Source organism: Sphingomonas leidyi (genome assembly GCF_011761945.1).
GTDB lineage: Bacteria > Pseudomonadota > Alphaproteobacteria > Sphingomonadales > Sphingomonadaceae > Sphingomonas > Sphingomonas leidyi.
Map to the genome: position 1 here is coordinate 1 of NZ_JAASQV010000002.1, position 18,566 is coordinate 18,566.

The 18,566-nt window shown below is 68.9% G+C and carries 17 protein-coding genes and 1 tRNA gene; 10 read left to right on the forward strand and 8 right to left on the reverse strand.

Annotation, left to right across the window (positions count from 1 at the left end; translation table 11 throughout):
* The first annotated feature begins 486 nt into the window (after positions 1–486).
* Positions 487–1,965 (forward strand): lipopolysaccharide biosynthesis protein, encoded by a 1,479-nt coding sequence (locus tag FHR20_RS09670; protein ID WP_167299463.1) that lies wholly within the window; start codon positions 487–489, stop codon positions 1,963–1,965.
* 22 nt (positions 1,966–1,987) lie between these two features.
* Here FHR20_RS09670 and FHR20_RS09675 read toward each other — a convergent pair whose 3' ends face one another.
* Positions 1,988–2,416 (reverse strand): CBS domain-containing protein, encoded by a 429-nt coding sequence (locus tag FHR20_RS09675; protein ID WP_167299464.1) that lies wholly within the window; start codon positions 2,414–2,416, stop codon positions 1,988–1,990.
* Positions 2,417–2,481: 65 nt separating this feature from the next.
* On the opposite strand from FHR20_RS09675, the gene FHR20_RS09680 reads away from it, so the two are divergent.
* Complete coding sequence (locus FHR20_RS09680; RefSeq protein ID WP_167299465.1) at positions 2,482–2,781, forward strand: hypothetical protein; 300 nt, start codon at positions 2,482–2,484, stop codon at positions 2,779–2,781.
* A 54-nt stretch (positions 2,782–2,835) separates the two neighbouring features.
* On the opposite strand, the gene FHR20_RS09685 is transcribed toward FHR20_RS09680, so the two are convergent.
* The 5 genes from FHR20_RS09685 to hisS form a co-directional block, all read right to left on the reverse strand.
* The gene (locus FHR20_RS09685; RefSeq protein WP_208413551.1) at positions 2,836–3,546 is read right to left on the reverse strand and encodes a DUF4167 domain-containing protein; all 711 of its coding nucleotides are present in this window, start codon (positions 3,544–3,546) and stop codon (positions 2,836–2,838) included.
* 269 nt (positions 3,547–3,815) lie between these two features.
* Positions 3,816–4,631 carry a peptide chain release factor N(5)-glutamine methyltransferase gene (gene prmC / locus FHR20_RS09690; protein ID WP_167299467.1) on the reverse strand — a complete coding sequence of 272 codons (816 nt, stop codon included), beginning with the start codon at positions 4,629–4,631 and terminating at the stop codon, positions 3,816–3,818.
* Positions 4,628–4,930: a hypothetical protein gene (locus FHR20_RS09695; protein ID WP_167299468.1), complete on the reverse strand. Its 303-nt coding sequence runs from the start codon at positions 4,928–4,930 to the stop codon at positions 4,628–4,630. Before FHR20_RS09695 ends, prmC begins: the two co-directional genes overlap by 4 nt.
* Positions 4,927–5,997 (reverse strand): peptide chain release factor 1, encoded by a 1,071-nt coding sequence (gene prfA, locus FHR20_RS09700; protein WP_167299469.1) that lies wholly within the window; start codon positions 5,995–5,997, stop codon positions 4,927–4,929. Before prfA ends, FHR20_RS09695 begins: the two co-directional genes overlap by 4 nt.
* Positions 5,994–7,229: a histidine--tRNA ligase gene (hisS, locus tag FHR20_RS09705; protein ID WP_167299470.1), complete on the reverse strand. Its 1,236-nt coding sequence runs from the start codon at positions 7,227–7,229 to the stop codon at positions 5,994–5,996. Before hisS ends, prfA begins: the two co-directional genes overlap by 4 nt.
* A gap of 251 nt (positions 7,230–7,480) precedes the next feature.
* Between hisS and FHR20_RS09710 the strand changes: the two genes are divergently transcribed.
* The 6 genes from FHR20_RS09710 to hemW all read left to right on the forward strand — a co-directional run bounded on the left by FHR20_RS09710 (position 7,481) and on the right by hemW (position 15,535).
* Entirely contained in the window at positions 7,481–8,692 is a 1,212-nt protein-coding gene (locus FHR20_RS09710) for an efflux RND transporter periplasmic adaptor subunit (RefSeq protein ID WP_425057379.1), read from the forward strand.
* 6 nt (positions 8,693–8,698) lie between these two features.
* Positions 8,699–11,896 carry an efflux RND transporter permease subunit gene (locus FHR20_RS09715; RefSeq protein ID WP_167299471.1) on the forward strand — a complete coding sequence of 1,066 codons (3,198 nt, stop codon included), beginning with the start codon at positions 8,699–8,701 and terminating at the stop codon, positions 11,894–11,896.
* Complete coding sequence (locus FHR20_RS09720) at positions 11,893–13,326, forward strand: efflux transporter outer membrane subunit (RefSeq protein ID WP_167299472.1); 1,434 nt, start codon at positions 11,893–11,895, stop codon at positions 13,324–13,326. The genes FHR20_RS09715 and FHR20_RS09720 overlap by 4 nt, the downstream gene beginning before the upstream one ends.
* Before the next feature lie 71 nt (positions 13,327–13,397).
* The gene (locus tag FHR20_RS09725; protein WP_167299473.1) at positions 13,398–14,180 is read left to right on the forward strand and encodes an enoyl-CoA hydratase-related protein; all 783 of its coding nucleotides are present in this window, start codon (positions 13,398–13,400) and stop codon (positions 14,178–14,180) included.
* Positions 14,181–14,230: 50 nt separating this feature from the next.
* Positions 14,231–14,304 (forward strand) — tRNA-Gly (locus tag FHR20_RS09730).
* 100 nt (positions 14,305–14,404) lie between these two features.
* Positions 14,405–15,535, forward strand: a complete 1,131-nt coding sequence (gene hemW, locus FHR20_RS09735; RefSeq protein ID WP_167299474.1) for a radical SAM family heme chaperone HemW — start codon at positions 14,405–14,407, stop codon at positions 15,533–15,535.
* 135 nt (positions 15,536–15,670) lie between these two features.
* Here hemW and FHR20_RS09740 read toward each other — a convergent pair whose 3' ends face one another.
* Positions 15,671–16,867: a penicillin-binding protein activator gene (locus FHR20_RS09740; protein WP_167299475.1), complete on the reverse strand. Its 1,197-nt coding sequence runs from the start codon at positions 16,865–16,867 to the stop codon at positions 15,671–15,673.
* A gap of 12 nt (positions 16,868–16,879) precedes the next feature.
* Here FHR20_RS09740 and rsmI point away from each other — a divergent pair, with 12 nt between their 5' ends.
* Positions 16,880–17,713, forward strand: a complete 834-nt coding sequence (gene rsmI / locus FHR20_RS09745; protein ID WP_167299476.1) for a 16S rRNA (cytidine(1402)-2'-O)-methyltransferase — start codon at positions 16,880–16,882, stop codon at positions 17,711–17,713.
* A 209-nt stretch (positions 17,714–17,922) separates the two neighbouring features.
* Here the strand turns inward: rsmI and FHR20_RS09750 are convergent, their stop codons facing one another.
* The gene (locus tag FHR20_RS09750; RefSeq protein ID WP_086130656.1) at positions 17,923–18,102 is read right to left on the reverse strand and encodes a hypothetical protein; all 180 of its coding nucleotides are present in this window, start codon (positions 18,100–18,102) and stop codon (positions 17,923–17,925) included.
* An 81-nt stretch (positions 18,103–18,183) separates the two neighbouring features.
* On the opposite strand from FHR20_RS09750, the gene FHR20_RS09755 reads away from it, so the two are divergent.
* Positions 18,184–18,561: a YraN family protein gene (locus FHR20_RS09755; protein ID WP_380925353.1), complete on the forward strand. Its 378-nt coding sequence runs from the start codon at positions 18,184–18,186 to the stop codon at positions 18,559–18,561.
* The last annotated feature ends 5 nt before the right edge of the window (positions 18,562–18,566 follow it).

Sequence of the window (18,566 nt, forward strand, 5' to 3'; positions counted from 1 at the left end):
GCTTGACTTTATCTGAGTATCCGACGCCTAGAAGCCGCCAGAACCCAGGGCCGCCGCCCACATGTCCCTTCATCTAAATCACTATGTCAAAGAGCGACAAAAACCGACGCACCGTCCAACCCCTTTTTCTCGGGGCGACCTGTGCGCCTGGATTTTGGTGACCGCCGCGTCGTTCCGGTGAGGAGCACCGCGTCGGTGGAGTGGCTTCTATGCGTGACCTTCCGGCCCGTCAACAGCCTTGTGAAACTTTCTGTCTTTTTTTCGAAACAGACCCGGAAACCCGCAGAAATCCGCGGTTTCTTGGCACTGGGCCCGGTGCCGGGATGACGGTTCCATGACCCTGGGGCCCGCGAATCGTTCGAATCGCCCCTCGAATCGCCCCCGAAACGCGAATCCGGGATGGGATTTCCCCTGCAGATCTGCGCAATTTCGTGCCCATTGGGCGGTTTACGGCGCATAAACGCGAACGGGCGCATAGCGCGCGGGATGAGCGATACCATGCGGGCCAGTTCCGAAGCCGAAAGTGCCGCGCTGCGCCAGCAGGTGCGCAGTGCCGTGATCTGGCGTTCCGGCACCCAGATCTTCGGCCAGCTGCTCACCTGGGCCTCGACCTTCATCGTGATCCGGCTGCTCGGCCCGTCCGCCTATGGCCTGTTCGCGATGACCCAGGTGGTCCTGGTCCTGCTCAACATGCTCAACGGCTACGGCCTCGCCAGCGCGCTCATCCAGCGCAACGACGCCGGCCGCCACGCGCAGCGCCAGCTGTTCGGCATGCTGATCCTGCTGAACTTCGGCCTGGGCGCCGTCCAGTTCCTCGCGGCCCCCGCCGCCGCCGCCTATTATCGCCAGCCCATGGTGGCCGACCTGCTCCGCGTGCAGGCGCTGCTATATATAGCCACGCCGTTCATCGCCCTGCCCCAGGCGCTGCTTTCGCGCGCGATGGACTTCCGCAAGCAGGCGCTGGTCAACTTCGTCTCGGCGCTCGCCGGCGCGATCGCCGCACTTGCCGGCGCCCTGGCCGGCCTGGGCGTATGGACGCTGGTCGCGGCGCCGATCGCGCTGTTCGCCACCCGCGCCATCGGCATGACGATCGCCGCGCGTTCCCTGCTCTGGCCGAGCTTCGACTTTCGCGGCGCCGGCGACATCGCCCGCTATGGCGGCGTGATGGCCACCGGCCAGCTCTTCTGGTTCGCCCAGAGCCAGGCCGACGTATTCATCGCCGGCCGCCTGTTCGACCCGCACACGCTGGGCATCTACACGACCAGCCTGTTCCTGACCCAGATCTTCGTTTCCAAGTTCGTGCCGCCGCTCAACGAAGTCGCCTTCTCCGCCTATGCGCGGCTCAGGGACGACAAGGCCGCGGTCGCCGCCGCCTTCACCAAGTCGGCCCGGCTGATCATGGTGGTCGCCATGCCCTTCTACCTGGGCATGGCCGCCACCGCCGACCCGCTGGTCGCGGTGGCGCTGGGGCCGAAATGGCTGGAGGCCGCCCCGGTGGTGCACTGGCTGGCGCTCGCCATGCCGATGATGACGCTGCAGGTGCTCTATGCTCCCGCCAGCGACGCCTGTGGCCGGCCGGGAATCAGCGCCCAGAATTCGGCCACCGGCGCGCTCTGCCTGCCGATCGCATTCCTGATCGGCGTGCACTGGGGGCTGATGGGGCTCGTCGCCGCCTGGTTCGCGGCCTATCCCGTCTATCTCGCGGTCTCGACCTGGCGGACGCTGCCGGTGATCGGCGTGAAGCCGGGCGCGCTGGTCGAGGCGATCGCCCCGCCGGTGCTCGCCGCCGTCGCCATGGCGCTGCTCGTCACCGGGCTCGATACGCTGCTGCCGCCGCTTCCCGCGCTCCCGCATCTCGCGCTGCTCGTGGGCGCCGGCGGCGTCATCTATGGCGGGCTGCTGTTCCTGTTCGCCCGCCCGGTCCTGATCGAATCGATCAACCTGATCCGCAATCGCCACGGATAGAAAGGCAAGCGCCCGCCCGGGATCACACCGCCTGGATATAGGCGCGCATCGCATCGGCTTCCGATTCGATCCGCTCGATCCGGTACTTCACCAGATCGCCGATCGAGACGAGGCCGATACAGGTATCGCCCTCGACCACCGGCAGATGGCGGATGCGCCGGCGCGTCATCAGCGCCAGCGCGGCAAGCACGCTCTCGCCGGGAGAGACGGTGATCGCCGGGGCGGTCATCACCTCGCCCACCGTGCGCGCAAGCGCCGCGGCGCCCTCGCGCTCGAGGCAGTAGATCACGTCACGCTCGGAAAATATGCCGGCCACCGCGCCGCCGGACATCACGGGCACGGCGCCGATCCGCTTCCCGGCGAGCAGCGCGACCGCATCGGCAACCGTCCGGTCCCCGTCGATCGAGACCACTTCGTGCCCCTTGCCCCCCAGGATCGCCGCGATCGTCATCGCCTTCACTCCGCATTCGGGTCCAGGCGGTTGAGTCTCCCACACATCGCCCCCAATTGCAAAAGATGGACGCGCCGCACGGCCTGGACGATCCCGAATATGCCGCCTTTGCCTGGGCGCGCTATCGCCGCATCCTGGGCTGGATGGCGATGGCCGCGGCGGCGGCCGCGATCCTCGCGATCCTGGTCCTGTGGCACTGGCTGGGCTGGCTCAACCTGACCGTGATCACCGCCACCGCGCTCGGCGTGTTCTTCACGATCCTGCTCGGTGCCATGCTGATGGGCTTGATGTTCCTGAGCTCGGGCACCGGCCATGACGCGCAGGTGGAGGATCGGCTGAAGGACGAAATGGAAATCGGCGACTGAGCCTTCGCCCAGCCGCCGATCCGTTTCGCTGAATCTTCAGGCGCGCTGTGCCGTTCAGGCAGTCGCTTCCGCATCCTCGGCGCGGGTGCGGCGGCGGCGCGGCTTCTTCACCGGCTCCTCCGCTTCCGCGGCCGGTACCGCGTCGATCGCGCCGAGCGCGGGCGGAAGCACCGCAGCGTCGATCGCATGGCTTTCCTCGGGCTGCGCCTCCTCGCGGCGGGGACGCCGGGCGCGGCGCGGCGCCTGCTCCTCGCGCGGAGCACGCTGCTCTTCGGCGGCCGCCTCGAAGCTCTCGGCTTCGACGGCATGGCCATAGCCATTGCCATTGGCGCGGCCGTTGCGGTCCTCACGATCGCGGCGGGGCTGGCGCTCCTCGCGCTCGCGGCGCGGCTGCTGGGCGCGCTGCTCCTGCTGCTCGTCCGCGTCGTCGGCACGATTGCCATCGGCCTCGACGTCGAAATCCTCGTCGTCGCCGTCGAAATCGTCACGCTGGCGGCGCTGCTGGTTCTGCTCCTCGAAGCGCGAGCGGCTCTCGCTCAGCACGCGGAAATAGTGATCCGCGAACTGGAGATAATATTCGGTGTTGACCCGATCGCCCTGCATCTGGGCATCGCGCGCCAGATTCTTGTACTTCTCGAGCAGTTGGGCGGCGTTGCCGCGCGCACGGTTGTCGATGCGGTTCCCGTTGCCCTGGCCGGGGTTGCCACCCTGGCGTTGCTGCTGCCCGCCACGACCACGACGGCGGCCGGCCTGACGATTGTTCATCAAGGTCTGTATGTCCTGTCTTGTTTACGCTGTCCGTCGGTCCAATTCCTGGGTCCCGGATGCAGTTTACAAATGCGCGCCAACGCCTCGGGAGGCGCAAGTCGCCTGCCATGGCCACCGGACTGCAGCGGCTATCATGACCTGAATCGGGGCTGTGCTTTTCACGGCCCAAGTTTCAACGGCTTGGTTGAAAGTGCCCTACCCCGTCGCTGTCTTAGCCGGTGCAGCACCAATGTCCAAGCAGAAATATGTGTCGTTTTAGCGTCTTTTCAAGTCAGGAGCAGCGCGCGTGGCCGCTCTCCCAGATCCTTGTACAGCGTCACGGCGAAACCGCCATTCCGGGCAATCGCGGATACCGGCTCGGCCTGGGTCCAGCCGATCTCCAGCACCGCGCCGCCGCCCGGCGCGAGCAGGCGGCGGAGATCGGGGACGATGCGGCGATAATCGTCCAGCCCCTCGGCCCCCGCGAACAGCGCCGAACCCGGCTCGTACCGGCGCACCTGCTCGGGCAGCGGCTCCCCCGTCCCGATATAGGGCGGATTGGCGAGAATCAGGTCGAAGCGGCCATCGAGCCCCTCCCCCCAATCGCCGCGCCGGAAGCCGGCGCGCGCCGCCATCCCCAATGTCGCGGCGTTGCGCCGGGCATAGTCGAGCGCGACATCCGAAGCGTCCACGCCCAGCCCCTGCGCCTCGGGCCATTCGGCGAGCGCGGCGAGCAGCAGCGTGCCCGGGCCGGTGCCGAGATCGAGGATCCGCGCCGGCGCTCGCGCCCCGAAATATTCGACCGCCGCCTCGATCAGCGTCTCGCTGTCGGGCCGCGGGATCAGCACGCCTGGGCCGACGGCCAGCTCGATCGTCCAGAAGGCGCGGCGGCCCGTGATGTACGCGACCGGCTCATACGCGAGCCGGCGGGCGAGCAGCGCCTCCAGCGCTTCCGGCGCGGGGTCGCCGAGATGGCGCAGGATCATCGATTCGCGGGAAACGCCCAGGGCATGGGCGGCAAGGAGCTCCGCGTCGAGCCGGGGCGAATCGGAAACGGCTTCGAGCGCACGGGCAGCCTGGTTGAGGGCGACACGAACACTCATCGGTTGTTGCACGAAAAGGCCCAGACCAGCGCCTTGGCCGCGCGATCATCGATCCCCGGATGCGCCTTCCGCAACGCCCGCACCGCCCATTCGCTGCCCTTCCAAAGCCCGAGCGGGCGCCAGTCGGGCTGCATATCGCCAAGCGCGCCGAGGATGCGAAGCATGGGGATTTCCACGGCCTGCGCCCGCGCGATACCCAGTGCCCCGACGACTGCGGGCCAATCCGTCTGCGGATGGCTCGCGCGCTGATAACCCAGATAGGCGGGAATGGCCGTGTTGATGTCGGCCGCTTCGCTCACGAATCGAGCTGTGCCAACCGGTCCGCTTCGTCCTGGGCGACGAGCGCGCCGATAAGCTCGTCCAGCTCGCCTTCCATCACTTCGGGCAGGCGGTGGAGCGTCAGGTTGATGCGGTGATCGGTCACGCGGCCCTGGGGGAAATTATAGGTGCGGATGCGCTCCGAGCGATCCCCCGAGCCGACCATCGACTGCCGCGCGCCCGCCCGCGCCGAGGCGAGCCGGTCGCGCTCGGCTTCGTACAGGCGGGTGCGCAGCACCTTCATCGCCTTGGCCTTGTTCTTGATCTGCGAGCGCTCGTCCTGCTGGATCACGATCGTGCCGGTGGGCAAATGGGTGATGCGCACCGCCGAATCGGTGGTGTTCACGCCCTGCCCGCCCGGGCCCGACGCCCGGTAGATGTCGATGCGCAGGTCCTTGTCGTCGATCCGGATATCGGCCTCTTCGGCTTCCGGAAGCACCGCCACCGTCGCCGCCGAAGTGTGGATGCGCCCGCCCGCCTCGGTGGCCGGCACGCGCTGCACCCGGTGCACGCCGCTCTCGAACTTCAATTTGGCGAACACGCCGGTGCCGGTGACGCTGAGCACCACTTCCTTGAAGCCGCCGAACTCCGATTCGGACGAGGAGATCAGCTCGATCTTCCAGCCCATCCGGTCGGCATAGCGCTGGTACATGCGCAGCAGGTCGCCGGCGAACAGCGCGGCCTCGTCGCCGCCCACGCCGGCGCGGATCTCGAGCATGGCGGGGCGCGCATCGGCCGCATCCTTGGGCAGCAGCGAAAGCGCAAGGCCGCGCTCGGCATCGGCCAGCGCCGTCTCGTTGGCGCGGAGCTCCTCCGCCGCCAGCGCGCGCATTTCCTCATCGGGCTCCTGCGCCATCAGCGCGAGCGATTCGGCTTCGGCACGCAGCCGGCGGACTTCGCCCGCGGCGAGCGCCACCGGCTCGATCTCGGCATATTCCTTGGAGACGGCGACGAACCTGTCGCCCGACAGGTCGCCGGTCGCCATCTGCGCCTGCAACTCGTCGCGCCGCGCCTCGATCGCGGCGATGCGGTCGGCGGGAATCTTCATCGCGCGGCGACCAATGCAGCCACGGCATCCGCATCGACCGCGTCGGCGCGGATCACGCGCTGGCCGATCGAGAGAGCGCCGTCGCGCGCCTGGAACGAAAGCGTCATCGCAGGCTCCGCCTTGAGCGCGCGGTCATAGCGTTTTTTGGCGCTGCCGGTCGCGAAGAGCTCGGCGCTGAAACCCGCATTGCGCAGCGCGGCGAGCAAGCCGATCGCCGCGCCCTCCGCGCCCGCGGCCTCGACCACCACGGCGACCTGCATCCGCTCCGCCGCCGGCTCGTCGATCAGCATCCCCAGCCGCTCGACGCCCGCCGCCCAGCCCACGCCGGGCGTCTCGGGGCCGCCGAGATTGCCGACCAGCCCGTCATAGCGCCCGCCCGCCAGCACGGTGCCCTGCGCGCCCAGCCGGTCGGTGACGAACTCGAAGGCGGTGTGGCGATAATAATCGAGCCCGCGGACCAGGCGGCTGTTGCGCGTCCATTGCACGCCGGCCGCGTCGAGCCCGTCGGTGACGGCCTTGAAGAAGCTCGCCGCCTCCTCGGTCAGATAGGCATCGATGTCCGGCGCGCTGTCGGCGATCGGGCGGTCCTGCGGGTCCTTCGAATCGAGGATGCGCATCGGGTTCTTCTCGAGCCGGACCAGGCTGTCCTCGCTCAGCTGGTCCCGGTGCGCCTCGAAATGCGCGACCAGCGCGGCGCGCCAGGCCTCGCGCGTCTCCGCGTCGCCCAGCGTGTTGAGCTGGAGCGTCACGCCCTCGATGCCGAGTTCGCGCAGCAGCTGATCGGCAAGGACGAGCAGCTCGACATCCGCCGCCGGCTCGGCGGCGCCGAGGATCTCGGCGTCGAGCTGGTGGAACTGGCGGAAGCGGCCCTTTTGCGGGCGTTCGTAGCGGAACACCGGGCCGCTGGTGACCAGCTTGAGCGGCGCATATTGCTGCCAGCCCTCGGTGATATAGGCGCGGCAGATGCCGGCGGTGAACTCCGGGCGCAGCGTGATCAGGTCGCCGCCCTTGTCCTCGAACGTGTACATCTCCTTCGAGACGACGTCGCTGGTCTCGCCCATCGAGCGGGCGAACACGCCCGTCGCCTCGAACACCGGGATGTCGACGCGCTGGAAGCAATAGAGCTTGCGGACATGGTCGAAGGTTTCGAGGACGCGGGCGAACCTGCGCTGATCCTCGCCGAAAATGTCCTGGGTGCCCCGGATGCGGTTGGGCGTTTCGATGCGTGCCATATTGGCGGGCGCCAATAGGCCGGTTCCGCGCCCGCCGCAACGCGGAGATTGATCGCCCCCATAACCGCAGGGAACCCCGCAACAAGCTGGCAATTGTTGCGCCAGGTAACCAATCGTGGAAACGTGCGGTCTGCCGGGCCCGCCTATCGCGTTTCCGGCATATTTCTTGTGTTGCACTGCACAGTGGGCTGCACAAGGAACATCGTCATCAAGCACCGCGCCGGAGTCGGCGCCTGATCCGGGTTGAAGAATTGCACCGAATCATCCCTGCCGGCTCGCGCCGACCTGCCTTTGCCCTGCTCTCGACCACGCTGCTCCTCGCATCCTGCGGCAGCGGCGGCCAGACTGCGCAGAAAAAGGGCGCGGGCGGACCGCCCCAGGTGGGCTTCGTGGTGGTCCAGCCGGGGCAGGTGCCGGTGGTCGCGGAGCTGACCGGGCGGGTGAATCCCTATCAGGTCTCCGAGATCCGGCCGCAGGTGGCCGGGATCGTGCGCAAGCGCCTCTTCACCGAGGGCACGATCGTCCGCCAGGGGCAGACGCTCTACCAGATCGATCCCAGCCTCTATTCCGCCAGCGTCGCCGAGGCGGCGGCCAATCTGCAGAACGCCCAGGCCAATGCCGAGGCGACCCGGATCAGGGCCGATCGCTACAAGCCGCTCGCCGAGGCCGAGGCGGTGTCGAAGCAGGACTATACCGATGCCGCGGCGGCCGCCCGCCAGGCCCGCGCGCAGGTCGCCCAGACGGGCGCGCAGCTGCAGACCGCGCGGATCAACCTGCACTTCACGCGCGTCCCCGCGCCGATCACCGGCCGCATCGGCCGCTCGCTCGTAACCGAAGGCGCGCTGGTGACGACCAACCAGGCCGATCCGCTGGCGGTGATCCAGCGGCTCGACCCGATCTTCGTCGACATCCAGCAGTCGAGCACCGAGCTGCTCGCGCTGCGCCGCGCGCTGGCGCAGCAGGGCGTGACGCCGGGCAGCGCCGACGTGCGCCTGAAGCTCGAGGACGGCAGCGAATATGGCACGACCGGCACGGTCGAATTCTCCGAAGTGATGGTCGACCAGAACACCGGCACCGTCACGCTGCGCGCGCGCTTCGCCAATCCCGAGGGGATGCTGCTGCCGGGCATGTTCGTCCGCGCGGTCTTCACCCAGGCGATCGACACCCGCGCCTTCCTGGTGCCGCAACAGGCCGTGTCGCGCGACGCCAGGGGCGCCGCCCAGCTCTGGGTGGTCGGCCCGGACAACAAGGCGGTGCGCCGCGACGTGACCGCCGAGCGCACCCAGGGCGCCTATTGGGTCATCACCAAGGGGCTCAATCCCGGCGACAAGGTGATCACCCAGGGCATCGCCAACCTGAAGCCCAATGCCGATATCCGCCCGGTCCCGGCCGACACGCCGCAGAAGATCGAGCAGCCCCGCAAGGGCCAGGACACCGGCGCATCCAAGTCGAAGGGCGGCTGAGCACCCATGTCGCGCATCTTCATCGATCGCCCCATCTTCGCCTGGGTGATCGCGATCATCACCATGCTGATGGGCCTGGGCGCGGTCTTCTCGCTGCCCATCGCGCAATATCCCGACATCGCGCCGCCCCAGGTCAACATCCGCGCCACCTATCCCGGCGCGTCGGCGGAGACGGTGCAGAACTCGGTGACGCAGATCATCGAGCAGAACCTGACCGGCATCGACGGGCTGCTCTATTTCAGCTCCTCGTCCACCTCGCGCGGCCAGGTGACGATCAGCGCCACCTTCGACAAGGGCACCGATCCCGACATCGCCCAGGTGCAGGTGCAGAACCAGGTGCAGGCCGCGCTCTCCCGCCTACCCAACCAGGTGCAGCAGCAGGGCGTGCGCGTCACCAAGTCCAACCCCGACACGCTGCTGCTCGTCGGCGTCTATGACGAGACCGACAAGCGCACCAATCGCGACGTGTCCGACTGGCTCTCGTCCAACCTCCAGGACACGCTGTCGCGCCTGCCAGGCGTGGGCGACGTCAACGTGTTCGGCTCGCCCTATGCCATGCGCATCTGGCTCAACCCCTCGGCGCTCGCCAGCTACGGCCTGATGCCGAGCGACGTGGTGAACGCGATCACCAGCCAGAACACCGAGATCGCCGCCGGCGAGATCGGCGGCCAGCCGATGCCGGCCACCCAGATGCTCAATGCGACGGTGACCGCCCAGTCGCGGCTGCAGACGCCCGAGCAATTCGCCAAGATCATCCTCAAGACCCAGACCAACGGCGCGCACGTGCTGTTGAAGGACGTCGCCCGGATCGAGCTGGGCGCCGAGAACTACAATGCGGTCAGCCGCGTCAACGGCCATCCCGGCTCGGGCATCGCGATCAGCACCGCGCCGGGCGCCGACGCGCTGAAGACCGCCGAGCTGATCAAGGCGACGGTGGCGGAAGCGGCCAAGGAGTTCCCCCAGGGCTTCAACTACGCCTATGCCAACGACACCACCGAGTTCATCAAGCTCTCGATCGACGAAGTGGTGAAGACGCTGGGCGAGGCGATCGCGCTCGTCGTCATCGTCATGTTCGTGTTCCTGCAGAGCTGGCGCGCGACGCTGGTGCCGATGATCGCGGTGCCGGTGGTGCTGCTCGGCACCTTCGCGGTGTTCTATGCGCTCGGCTATTCGATCAACACGCTCACCCTGTTCGGCCTGGTGCTGGTGATCGGCCTGCTCGTCGACGACGCGATCGTCGTGGTCGAGAATGTCGAGCGCCTGATGGAGGAGGACCCCGAGCTCACCCCGCGCGAGGCGACGATCAAGTCGATGGACCAGATCCAGGTCGCGCTGGTCGCGATCGCGCTGGTGCTGTCGGCGGTGTTCCTGCCGATGGCGTTCTTCGGCGGCTCGACCGGCGTGATCTACCGCCAATTCTCGGTCACCATCGTCTCGGCGATGGTCCTGTCGGTGCTCGTCGCCCTGATCCTCAGCCCGGCGCTCACCGCCACGGTGCTCAAGCGCAAGAAAGACATGGCCGAGCCCGGCTCCGGCTGGTTCTCGCGCCGCGTGCCTTTTGTCGGCCGCTGGGGCCGCATCGGTTCGCAGAAGTTCAACCGCGGCTTCGAATGGACGATCGAGCACTATACCCGCACCATCTCCTATGTCGTCGATCGCAAGTGGATCTTCCTGCTGATCTACCTGCTGGTCTGCGCAGTGCTGGTGCTGATGTTCTACCGCCTGCCCACCGGCTTCCTGCCGACCGAGGACCAGGGCGCCGCCAGCGTCCAGTTCCGCCTGCCCGCCGGCGCGACTCAGGCCCGCACCCAGGAAGTGCAGCTCGCGGTCGAGAAATATCTGCGCGAGCAGGAGGGCAGGAACGTCCGCACCATCTTCACCGTCACCGGCGGCGGCGGGGGTGGCGGCGCCAGCGGCCAGAATACCGGCCAGGGCTTCGTCAACTTCGTCTCCTGGGACGATCGCCCGGGCAAGGAGAACGGCGCCGACGCGATCGTCCAGCGCGCGGCCGGCGCCTTCCGCAACTTCCGCGACGCCCAGGTCTTCGCGCTGGTGCCGCCGGCGATCCGCGGCCTCGGCCAGTCGAACGGCTTCACGCTCGAGCTGCAGAACACCAGCGGCATGTCGCGCACCGACTTCGTGGCCGCCCGCGACAGGCTGCTCGCCGCGGCCAATGCCGATCCCGACCTCCAGGCCGTCCGCCTGTCCGACCTGCCCGACGTCTCGACGCTCAACATCCAGATCGACCAGGAGAAGCTCGCCGCGCTCGGCCTCACCCAGGCGGACGTCAACAACACGCTGTCGACTGCCTGGGGCGGCCGCTACGTCAACGACTTCATCGATCGCGGCCGCGTGAAGCGCGTCTATGTCCAGGGCGACGCGCCCTATCGCGCCGAGCCCCAGAATCTCGGCGAATGGTTCGTGCGCGGCAGCAACGGCACGATGACGCCCTTCTCCTCCTTCGCGACGATCAGCTGGGCGACCGCGCCGACCACCGTGTCGCGCTTCCAGGGCATCTCGTCCTTCGAGTTCCAGGGCCAGCCGGCCCCGGGCAAGAGCTCGGGCGACGCGATGAAGCGCATGGAGGAGCTCGCCGCGCAGATCCCCGGCACCAGCATCGCCTGGGCCGGCCTCTCCTATCAGGAGCGGCTGGCCGGCGGGCAGGCGCCGTTGCTGTACGGCGTCTCGCTGCTCATCGTGTTCCTGTGCCTGGCGGCGCTGTACGAGAGCTGGTCGATCCCGGTCGCCGCGATGCTGGTGGTGCCGCTCGGCCTGATCGGCGCGGTGTTCGCCGTGACGCTGCGCGGCCTGCAGAACGACGTCTATCTGCAGATCGGCCTGCTCACGACCATGGGCCTGGCGGTTAAGAACGCCATCCTGATGATCGAGTTCGCCGAGCGCGCCGAGAAGGAAGGCAAGCGCGTGATCGAGGCCGCGATCGAAGCCGCCCGCATCCGCTTCCGCCCGATCGTGATGACCAGCCTGGCCTTTATCTTCGGCGTGCTGCCGCTGGCGATCTCCACCGGTGCCGGCGCGAACAGCCGCATCGCGATCGGCACCGCGGTGATCGGCGGCATGCTGACCGCACTGATCCTCGCCATCTTCTACATCCCCCTGTTCTTCGTGCTCGTCCGCCGCGGCGTGCGCGACGCGCTGAAGGCGCTGCGCGAACGACGGGCCCGCAAGCGGGAGGCGCAGGCATGAAGCGCGCGGTTCTGACCCTGCTCCTCGGCACGGCGCTCGCCGGCTGCTCGATGGAGCCGAAATATGCCCGGCCCGAAGCGCCGGTGCCGCCGGGCTGGCCGGCGGGCGATGCCTATCTCAAGGCCGACGAAGCAGCGCTGCCCAGCGTCACCTGGCAGGACATCTTCAAGGACCCGCGGCTCCGGAAGCTGATCGAGCAGGCGCTGGCCAGCAATCGCGACCTGCGCGTCGCCGCGGCCAACATCGCCGCGGCGCGCGCGCAATATCGCATCCAGCGCGCCGACCGCATTCCCGAACTCGATGCCGGCGCGGGCGCGACCGTGGCGCATGGCAGCAGCACCGGCGCCGTCACCACCGGCGGCACGCGCACCAACTTCTCGGGCAATGTCAGCATCCCCGCCTTCGAGCTCGACCTGTTCGGCCGCGTCGCCTCGCTCACCCATGCCCAGCAGGACCGCTGGTTCGCGACCGAGGCGGCGGCACGCGCCACGCGCCTGACGCTGATCGGCGACATCGCCGCCGCCTGGCTCAACCATGCGGCGGACGCGAGCCTGCTCAAGATCGCTGAAGACACCGCCGCCAATGCCGAGCGCGCGGTGGCGCTCACCGATCGGCGCCTGAAGGGCGGTATCGCGCCACGCACCGACCTGGCCCAGGCACAGCAGATTCTCGCCACCGCCCAGTCCGACGTGGCGACGCAGAAGACTGCGCTGGCGCAGGACGTCAACGCGCTCCGGCTGCTCGTCGGCGCCGACATCGATGCCGCGCAGCTCTCCGCCGCGATCGAGGAAGCCGCTCCCACCGTCGCCGAGCTGCCCGCCGGCGTCGATTCGGGCGTGCTGCTCCGCCGGCCGGACGTGGTGCAGGCGGAATATACGCTGCGCGCCGCCAATGCCCAGATCGGCGCCGCCCGCGCCGCGCTGTTTCCGCGCATCTCGCTCACCGGGCTGCTCGGCTTCGCCAGCAACGCGCTGACCGGGCTCTTCTCGGGCAACGGCTTCAACTGGTCGGGCGGCGCCAGCGCCAGCTATCCGATCTTCAACGCCGGCGCCGGGCGGGCGGGCGTGCAGCTGAGCGAGGCCCAGCGCGACGCGGCGCTCGCCACCTATGAGAAATCGATCCAGACCGCTTTCCGCGAAGTCGCCGACGCGCTCGCCCGGCGCGGCACCATCGCCGACCAGCTGAAAGCCAATAGGAACAACCTGGCCGCGGCGCAGGACAGCTATCGCCTCGCCGAGGCGCGCTATCGCGGCGGGATCGACAATTTCCTGGCGAACCTGGTCGCGCAGCGCTCCTATTACACCGCCCAGCGCGGACTGGTGAACACCCGGCTGGTCGAGGCGACCAATCTGGTGACGCTCTACCGCACGCTGGGGGGTGATTCGCTGCTCACCGTCACGCCCTCGGGCCCGCAGCCGGCCGCGCCCTAGCGTCATTCAGCCCACCCTTCCGCCGGCTCCGCTTCGCCGCTATCGGTTGCGAAGCGAAACGGGAGTGGAAGATGGCCTACGAGACGATCCTGACCGAGCGCACCGGCGACGTGCTTGTGGTCACGCTCAACCGGCCCGATCGGCTCAACGCCGCCCCGCCCGCGATGTTCGACGAGATCCGCGACGCGCTGGCAAAGCTGGACGGCGCCCGCGCGGTGCTGCTCCAGGGCGCCGGCCGCGCCTTCTGCTCGGGCGCCGATGTGGCGAGCGGCGCGCTCGCCTCGGCCGATCCCGGCGTGGCGACGCATGCCGCGCTGACCGATCACTACAACCCCACGATCCTCGCCGTCACGCGCCTGGGCGTGCCGGTGGTGAGCGCGGTGCGCGGCCCTGCCGCCGGCATCGGCTGCAGCCTGGCGCTGGCCGCCGATTTCTGCGTGGCGAGCGACACGGGCTATTTCCTCCAGGCCTTCGTCAATATCGGGCTGGTGCCGGATGGCGGGGCCACCTGGCTGCTGCCGCGCCTGGTCGGGCGCTCGCGCGCGGCGGAGATGATGCTGCTGGGCGAGAAGCTGCCCGCGACGAAGGCGCGCGACTGGGGGCTGGTGCACAGCGTCGTCTCGGACGAGCAGCTCGAGCATGAGGCACTGGCGCTCGCCGCCCGCCTCGCCGCCGGCCCCACCGTGGCGCTCGGCATGATCCGCCGGGGCATCGCCCAGGCGCTCGAATCGACGCTGGAGGAAACGCTGGCAATGGAAGCGAACCACCAGCGCAGCGCGCGCGGCACTGCCGATTCCATGGAGGGTGGCCTGGCCTTCCTCCAGAAGCGCAAGCCGAACTTCACCGGGAAATAGCGTGCGAGGTTGACCGGCCGGGGGCGGCTGTGGCACTCGGCCCCCGGCTAGCGGGTATAGCACAATGGTAGTGCAGCAGCCTTCCAAGCTGAATACACGGGTTCGATTCCCGTTACCCGCTCCAACTTCCACCGTCCGGCGAACCCGTGTCCCCTGTGACGCTCCGCCCTGCCGGGCTATGCCGGGGGTTCGATTCCCGTTACCCGCTCCAAGCCTTTCAAGCGATGACCGACACCACCGCCCCTCTCGCACTCTATGTGCACTGGCCGTTCTGCGTGTCGAAATGCCCCTATTGCGACTTCAACAGCCATGTCCGCGAGAGCGTCGACCAGGCCGCCTGGCGCGCGGCCATGCTCGCGGATCTGGCGCATGAGGCGGAAGCGCTGCCCGGGCGCCGGCTCGGCTCGATCTTCTTCGGCGGCGGCACGCCCTCGCTGATGCCGCCCGAGACGGTGGCCGCAGTGATCGCGGCGGCCGAGGCGCATTGGGGTTTCGAACCCGGCATCGAGATCACGCTGGAGGCCAATCCCTCCTCCGTGGAGGCCGCGCGCTTCGCCGACATCGCTGCCGCCGGCGTGAACCGCGTCTCGCTCGGGTTGCAGGCGCTCGACGATACCGATCTGCGCTTCCTCGGCCGGGCACACGGCGTCGACGAAGGCCTGGCGGCATTGGCGACTGCCCAACGCGCCTTCGGCCGGGTCAGCTTCGACCTGATCTATGCCCGGCCCGGCCAGACGCTGGCCGGATGGGAAGCCGAGCTGCGCCGCGCCCTGTCCTTCGGCACCGAGCATCTCTCGCTCTATCAGCTCACCATCGAACCCGGTACGCGCTTCGCCACGCTGTTCGAGAAAGGCGAGCTCAAGGCCTTCGACCCGGACGAAGCCGCCGACCTGTTCGAAGCGACGCGGGCGATCGCGGCGGCGGCCGGGCTGCCGGCCTATGAAGTCTCCAACCATGCCCGGCCGGGCGCGGAGAGCCGGCACAACCTCACCTATTGGCGCTATGGCGACTATGCCGGGGTCGGCCCGGGCGCGCATGGCCGGCGGAACGGCGTGGCCACGCTTCGCCGCAAGAAACCCGAGAACTGGCTCGCGGCGATCGAACGCAACGGCCATGGCATCGAGCGCGAGGATCCGCTCGAAGCGCACGACCGCGGCGTCGAGGCGCTGCTGATGGGCCTGCGCCTCGCCGAGGGCGTCGACCTCGCCCGCATTCCCGATGCGCCGCTCGAGGGCCGCGCGCTGGCGGGGATGGCGGCGCAGGGCCTGGTGCGGCGCGAGGGCAGCCGCCTCCGCGTCACCGATGCCGGCATGCCGGTGCTCGAGGCGATCCTGCGCGAGCTGGTGATCGCCTGAACGCATGATTCGGGCTTGGCCCACCGCGCGGAAGTTCGGGAGTTTAGACTGGGTTAGGGACTCATATCCATTTCCGTCATCCCCGTGCGGGCGGGGATGACGAAGGAAAATCAGATACTGGTTTGAGTCCTCGACCTAGCCTCCGAACCCCGTCGGCGCGGGCGAGATCGTCACCGTCGTCCCCCCCTTCACTTCCTGCACTTCGAGCGCGCGCTCGGCGATGCCGTCGCGGCCGAAGCGGAAGGCGCCGTCCAGGCCGCCGAACCCGTCGGGCGCGACCAGACGGCGCTCGGGGAAGATGTCGCCCGGCCGCCATTCGCGGGCGATGCGCACGGTGAGCAGGACCGCGTCATAACCGAGCGTCGACAGGCGATAGGGCGCCGCGCCGAAGCGGGTGCGATACTTGGTCGCATAGGTCCGATAGTAATTGTCGGGCACGCTGGCGAACCAGGCGCCGTTCAGCACCGCGTTCGAACCAATCGCCGAATCGGTGTTCCACAGCTCGGTGCCGAGGATGCGCGACGCCTTGCCCCCCGCCGACTTGCGGATGATCGGCGCCGCCGTCACGCCGCTCGCGCCCGAGCCGGCGATCAGGATCGCCTGATAGGGAGTCCGCGAAAGCTTGGTGATCGCGCTCGTCATCGAGCCGGGGCGGCCATCATAGGTCTCCATCGCCAGCACCTTGCCGCCCTGATCCTCCACGGCGCGCAGGAAGCTGGTCGAGGCACGCTCGCCATAGACGCCCGAGGTCATCAGCCCGACGAAATTGGTGACGCCCTGCGCCCGGGCATAATCGACCACGCGCTCGATCGACTGGGCCGGCGAATAGCCGAGCAGATAGGTGCCGTTGCCGGCCACCGCCGTGTCGTTCGAGAAGCTGAGCACCGGCACGCGCGCGGCGCGGGCGATCGGCGCCACTTCGCGCGCCTCCTCGGCGAGCAGCGGGCCGAGGATCAGCTTGTTGCCGTCGGCGATCGCCTGGCGCGCGGCGTTGGCGGCCCCGCCGGCAGTGTCGTAGGTGGTGATGCGCAGCACGTCCGACTTGGTGTCGAGGATCGCCAGCTGCGTGGCATTGGCGAGCGACTTGCCGACGCCGGCGTTCGGCCCGGTCATCGGCACGAGCAGCGCGACGCGGTGGCGCTCCACATCCTGGGGCAGGCCCGGCGAGATCGGCCGAGTCGAGGGCCGCTCGCGCGGTGCCTCCACCGTCGGCGCGGGGCGCGTCTCGGGGATCACCCGCGGCCCGCTGGCGCAGGCGGCGAGGAGGGCGGCGAGGCCCAAAGCGGCCCAGCGGAGGATGCCCCGTTGCGGATTCACGGTCGCGTCTGCCATTTACTCTCCCCGATGCACGCTGTTCTCACGCCCGGCCTCTATATCGTCGCCACCCCGATCGGCAATCTCGGTGACTTGTCGCCGCGCGCCTCCGAAATACTCCTGGGCGCCGATCTGGTTGCCGTAGAAGACAGCCGTGTGACAGCCGGCCTGTTCCGGCACCTGGGCGCGAAGGGGAAGATGATCCCCTATCACGACCATAATGCCGATGCCGTCCGCCCCGGCCTGGTCGCGCGCATGGCGACCGAGGCCATCGCCCTGGTCTCCGATGCGGGCACGCCGCTGATCTCCGATCCCGGCTTCAAGCTGGTGCGCGACGCCCGCGCCGCCGGCCATCCGGTGACGACGATTCCCGGCCCCTGCGCGGCGATCGCGGCGCTGACGCTGGCGGGGCTGCCGACCGACCGCTTCCTGTTCCTGGGCTTCCTGCCGTCCAAGCAACAGGCCCGGGCCGAAGCGATCGCCGAGATCGCCGGCGTGCGCGCCACGCTCGTCCTCTACGAATCGGGGCCGCGGCTCTCGGCCTGCCTCGCCGCGCTGGCCGAGGGCCTGGGCGATCGCGAGGCGGCGGTGGCGCGCGAGATCAGCAAGAAGTTCGAGGAATGCGTGACCGGCTCGCTCACCCAGCTGGCCGCACGCTATGCCGAGGCGCCGCCCAAGGGCGAGATCGTGGTGGTGGTCGCCCCGCCGGGCGCGCCCGCGCCCGCCAGCGCCGATGATGCCGATGCCGCGCTCGCCGAGGCGCTGACTCGCCTGCCGGCCAGCAAGGCGGCGGGCGAAGTGGCGAAGAAGCTCGGGCTCGACCGCAAGGCGCTCTATGCGCGGGCAATGGAGATGAAGGAGTAGCCCTATGCCGCGAGGCCGCGCCGGGTGCGGAAGATCATGGCACCCGCCCGCGAATCCCGCGTTGCGAGCCAAGGACATCCATTGCTCCCCGGCGAAGGCCGGGGCCCGGTATCGGGCTGACGGGTGAGGCCGGCGAACCTCTCGAACGACATTGCGGCTGGGCCCCGGCCCTCGCCGAGGATGCTTGACGCAGGTCGCCGCGAAAGCCCTCAGGCGTATTCCTGCTCGAGCACGCGCATCTCGTCGGCGCCGGTAAGTTCGGCAAGGCGCTTGAGATAGGTCTCCGCGAGCTGGCGGCGGCGCAGCGCGGCGGCCTCCGTCATCGCCCGCTTCGCGGCAGCGAGTTCCTGAGCGGCGCGACGCCGATAATAGCGTTCGTTGGATTCCATCAGAATGCGACCCCCCGAAAGCACCGATAAACCCGGTTCGGTGCGACTCGGTCTGGCGATGGTAACCAAAGTTATCCACAGGTGCGAGTCGTGAAGGGTAAAAGACCAACGGATCGCCGCGCTGCGGAAACGCGTGGCCGCGAAGGCGAGCGCCGCGCCGCCTGGTGGCTATGGCTGAAAGGCTGGAAAATCCTCGATCGCCGGGTCCGCACCCCGGCCGGCGAAGTCGATCTGGTTGTGCGCCGCGGCAGCCTGATCGCCTTTGTCGAAGTCAAGACGCGCGCCACCGCGGCCGATCTCGATTTCGCGATCGACGAGCGCCGGCTTGCCCGCGTCGCCGCCGCGGCCGAAGTGCTGATGCCGCGCTATGCCGGCCCGAACGACGATATCCGGGTCGACGTGATCCTCATTGCCCCGGGGACGCCGCCTCGCCATATCGAGAACGCCTGGATGGGGTGACTTAT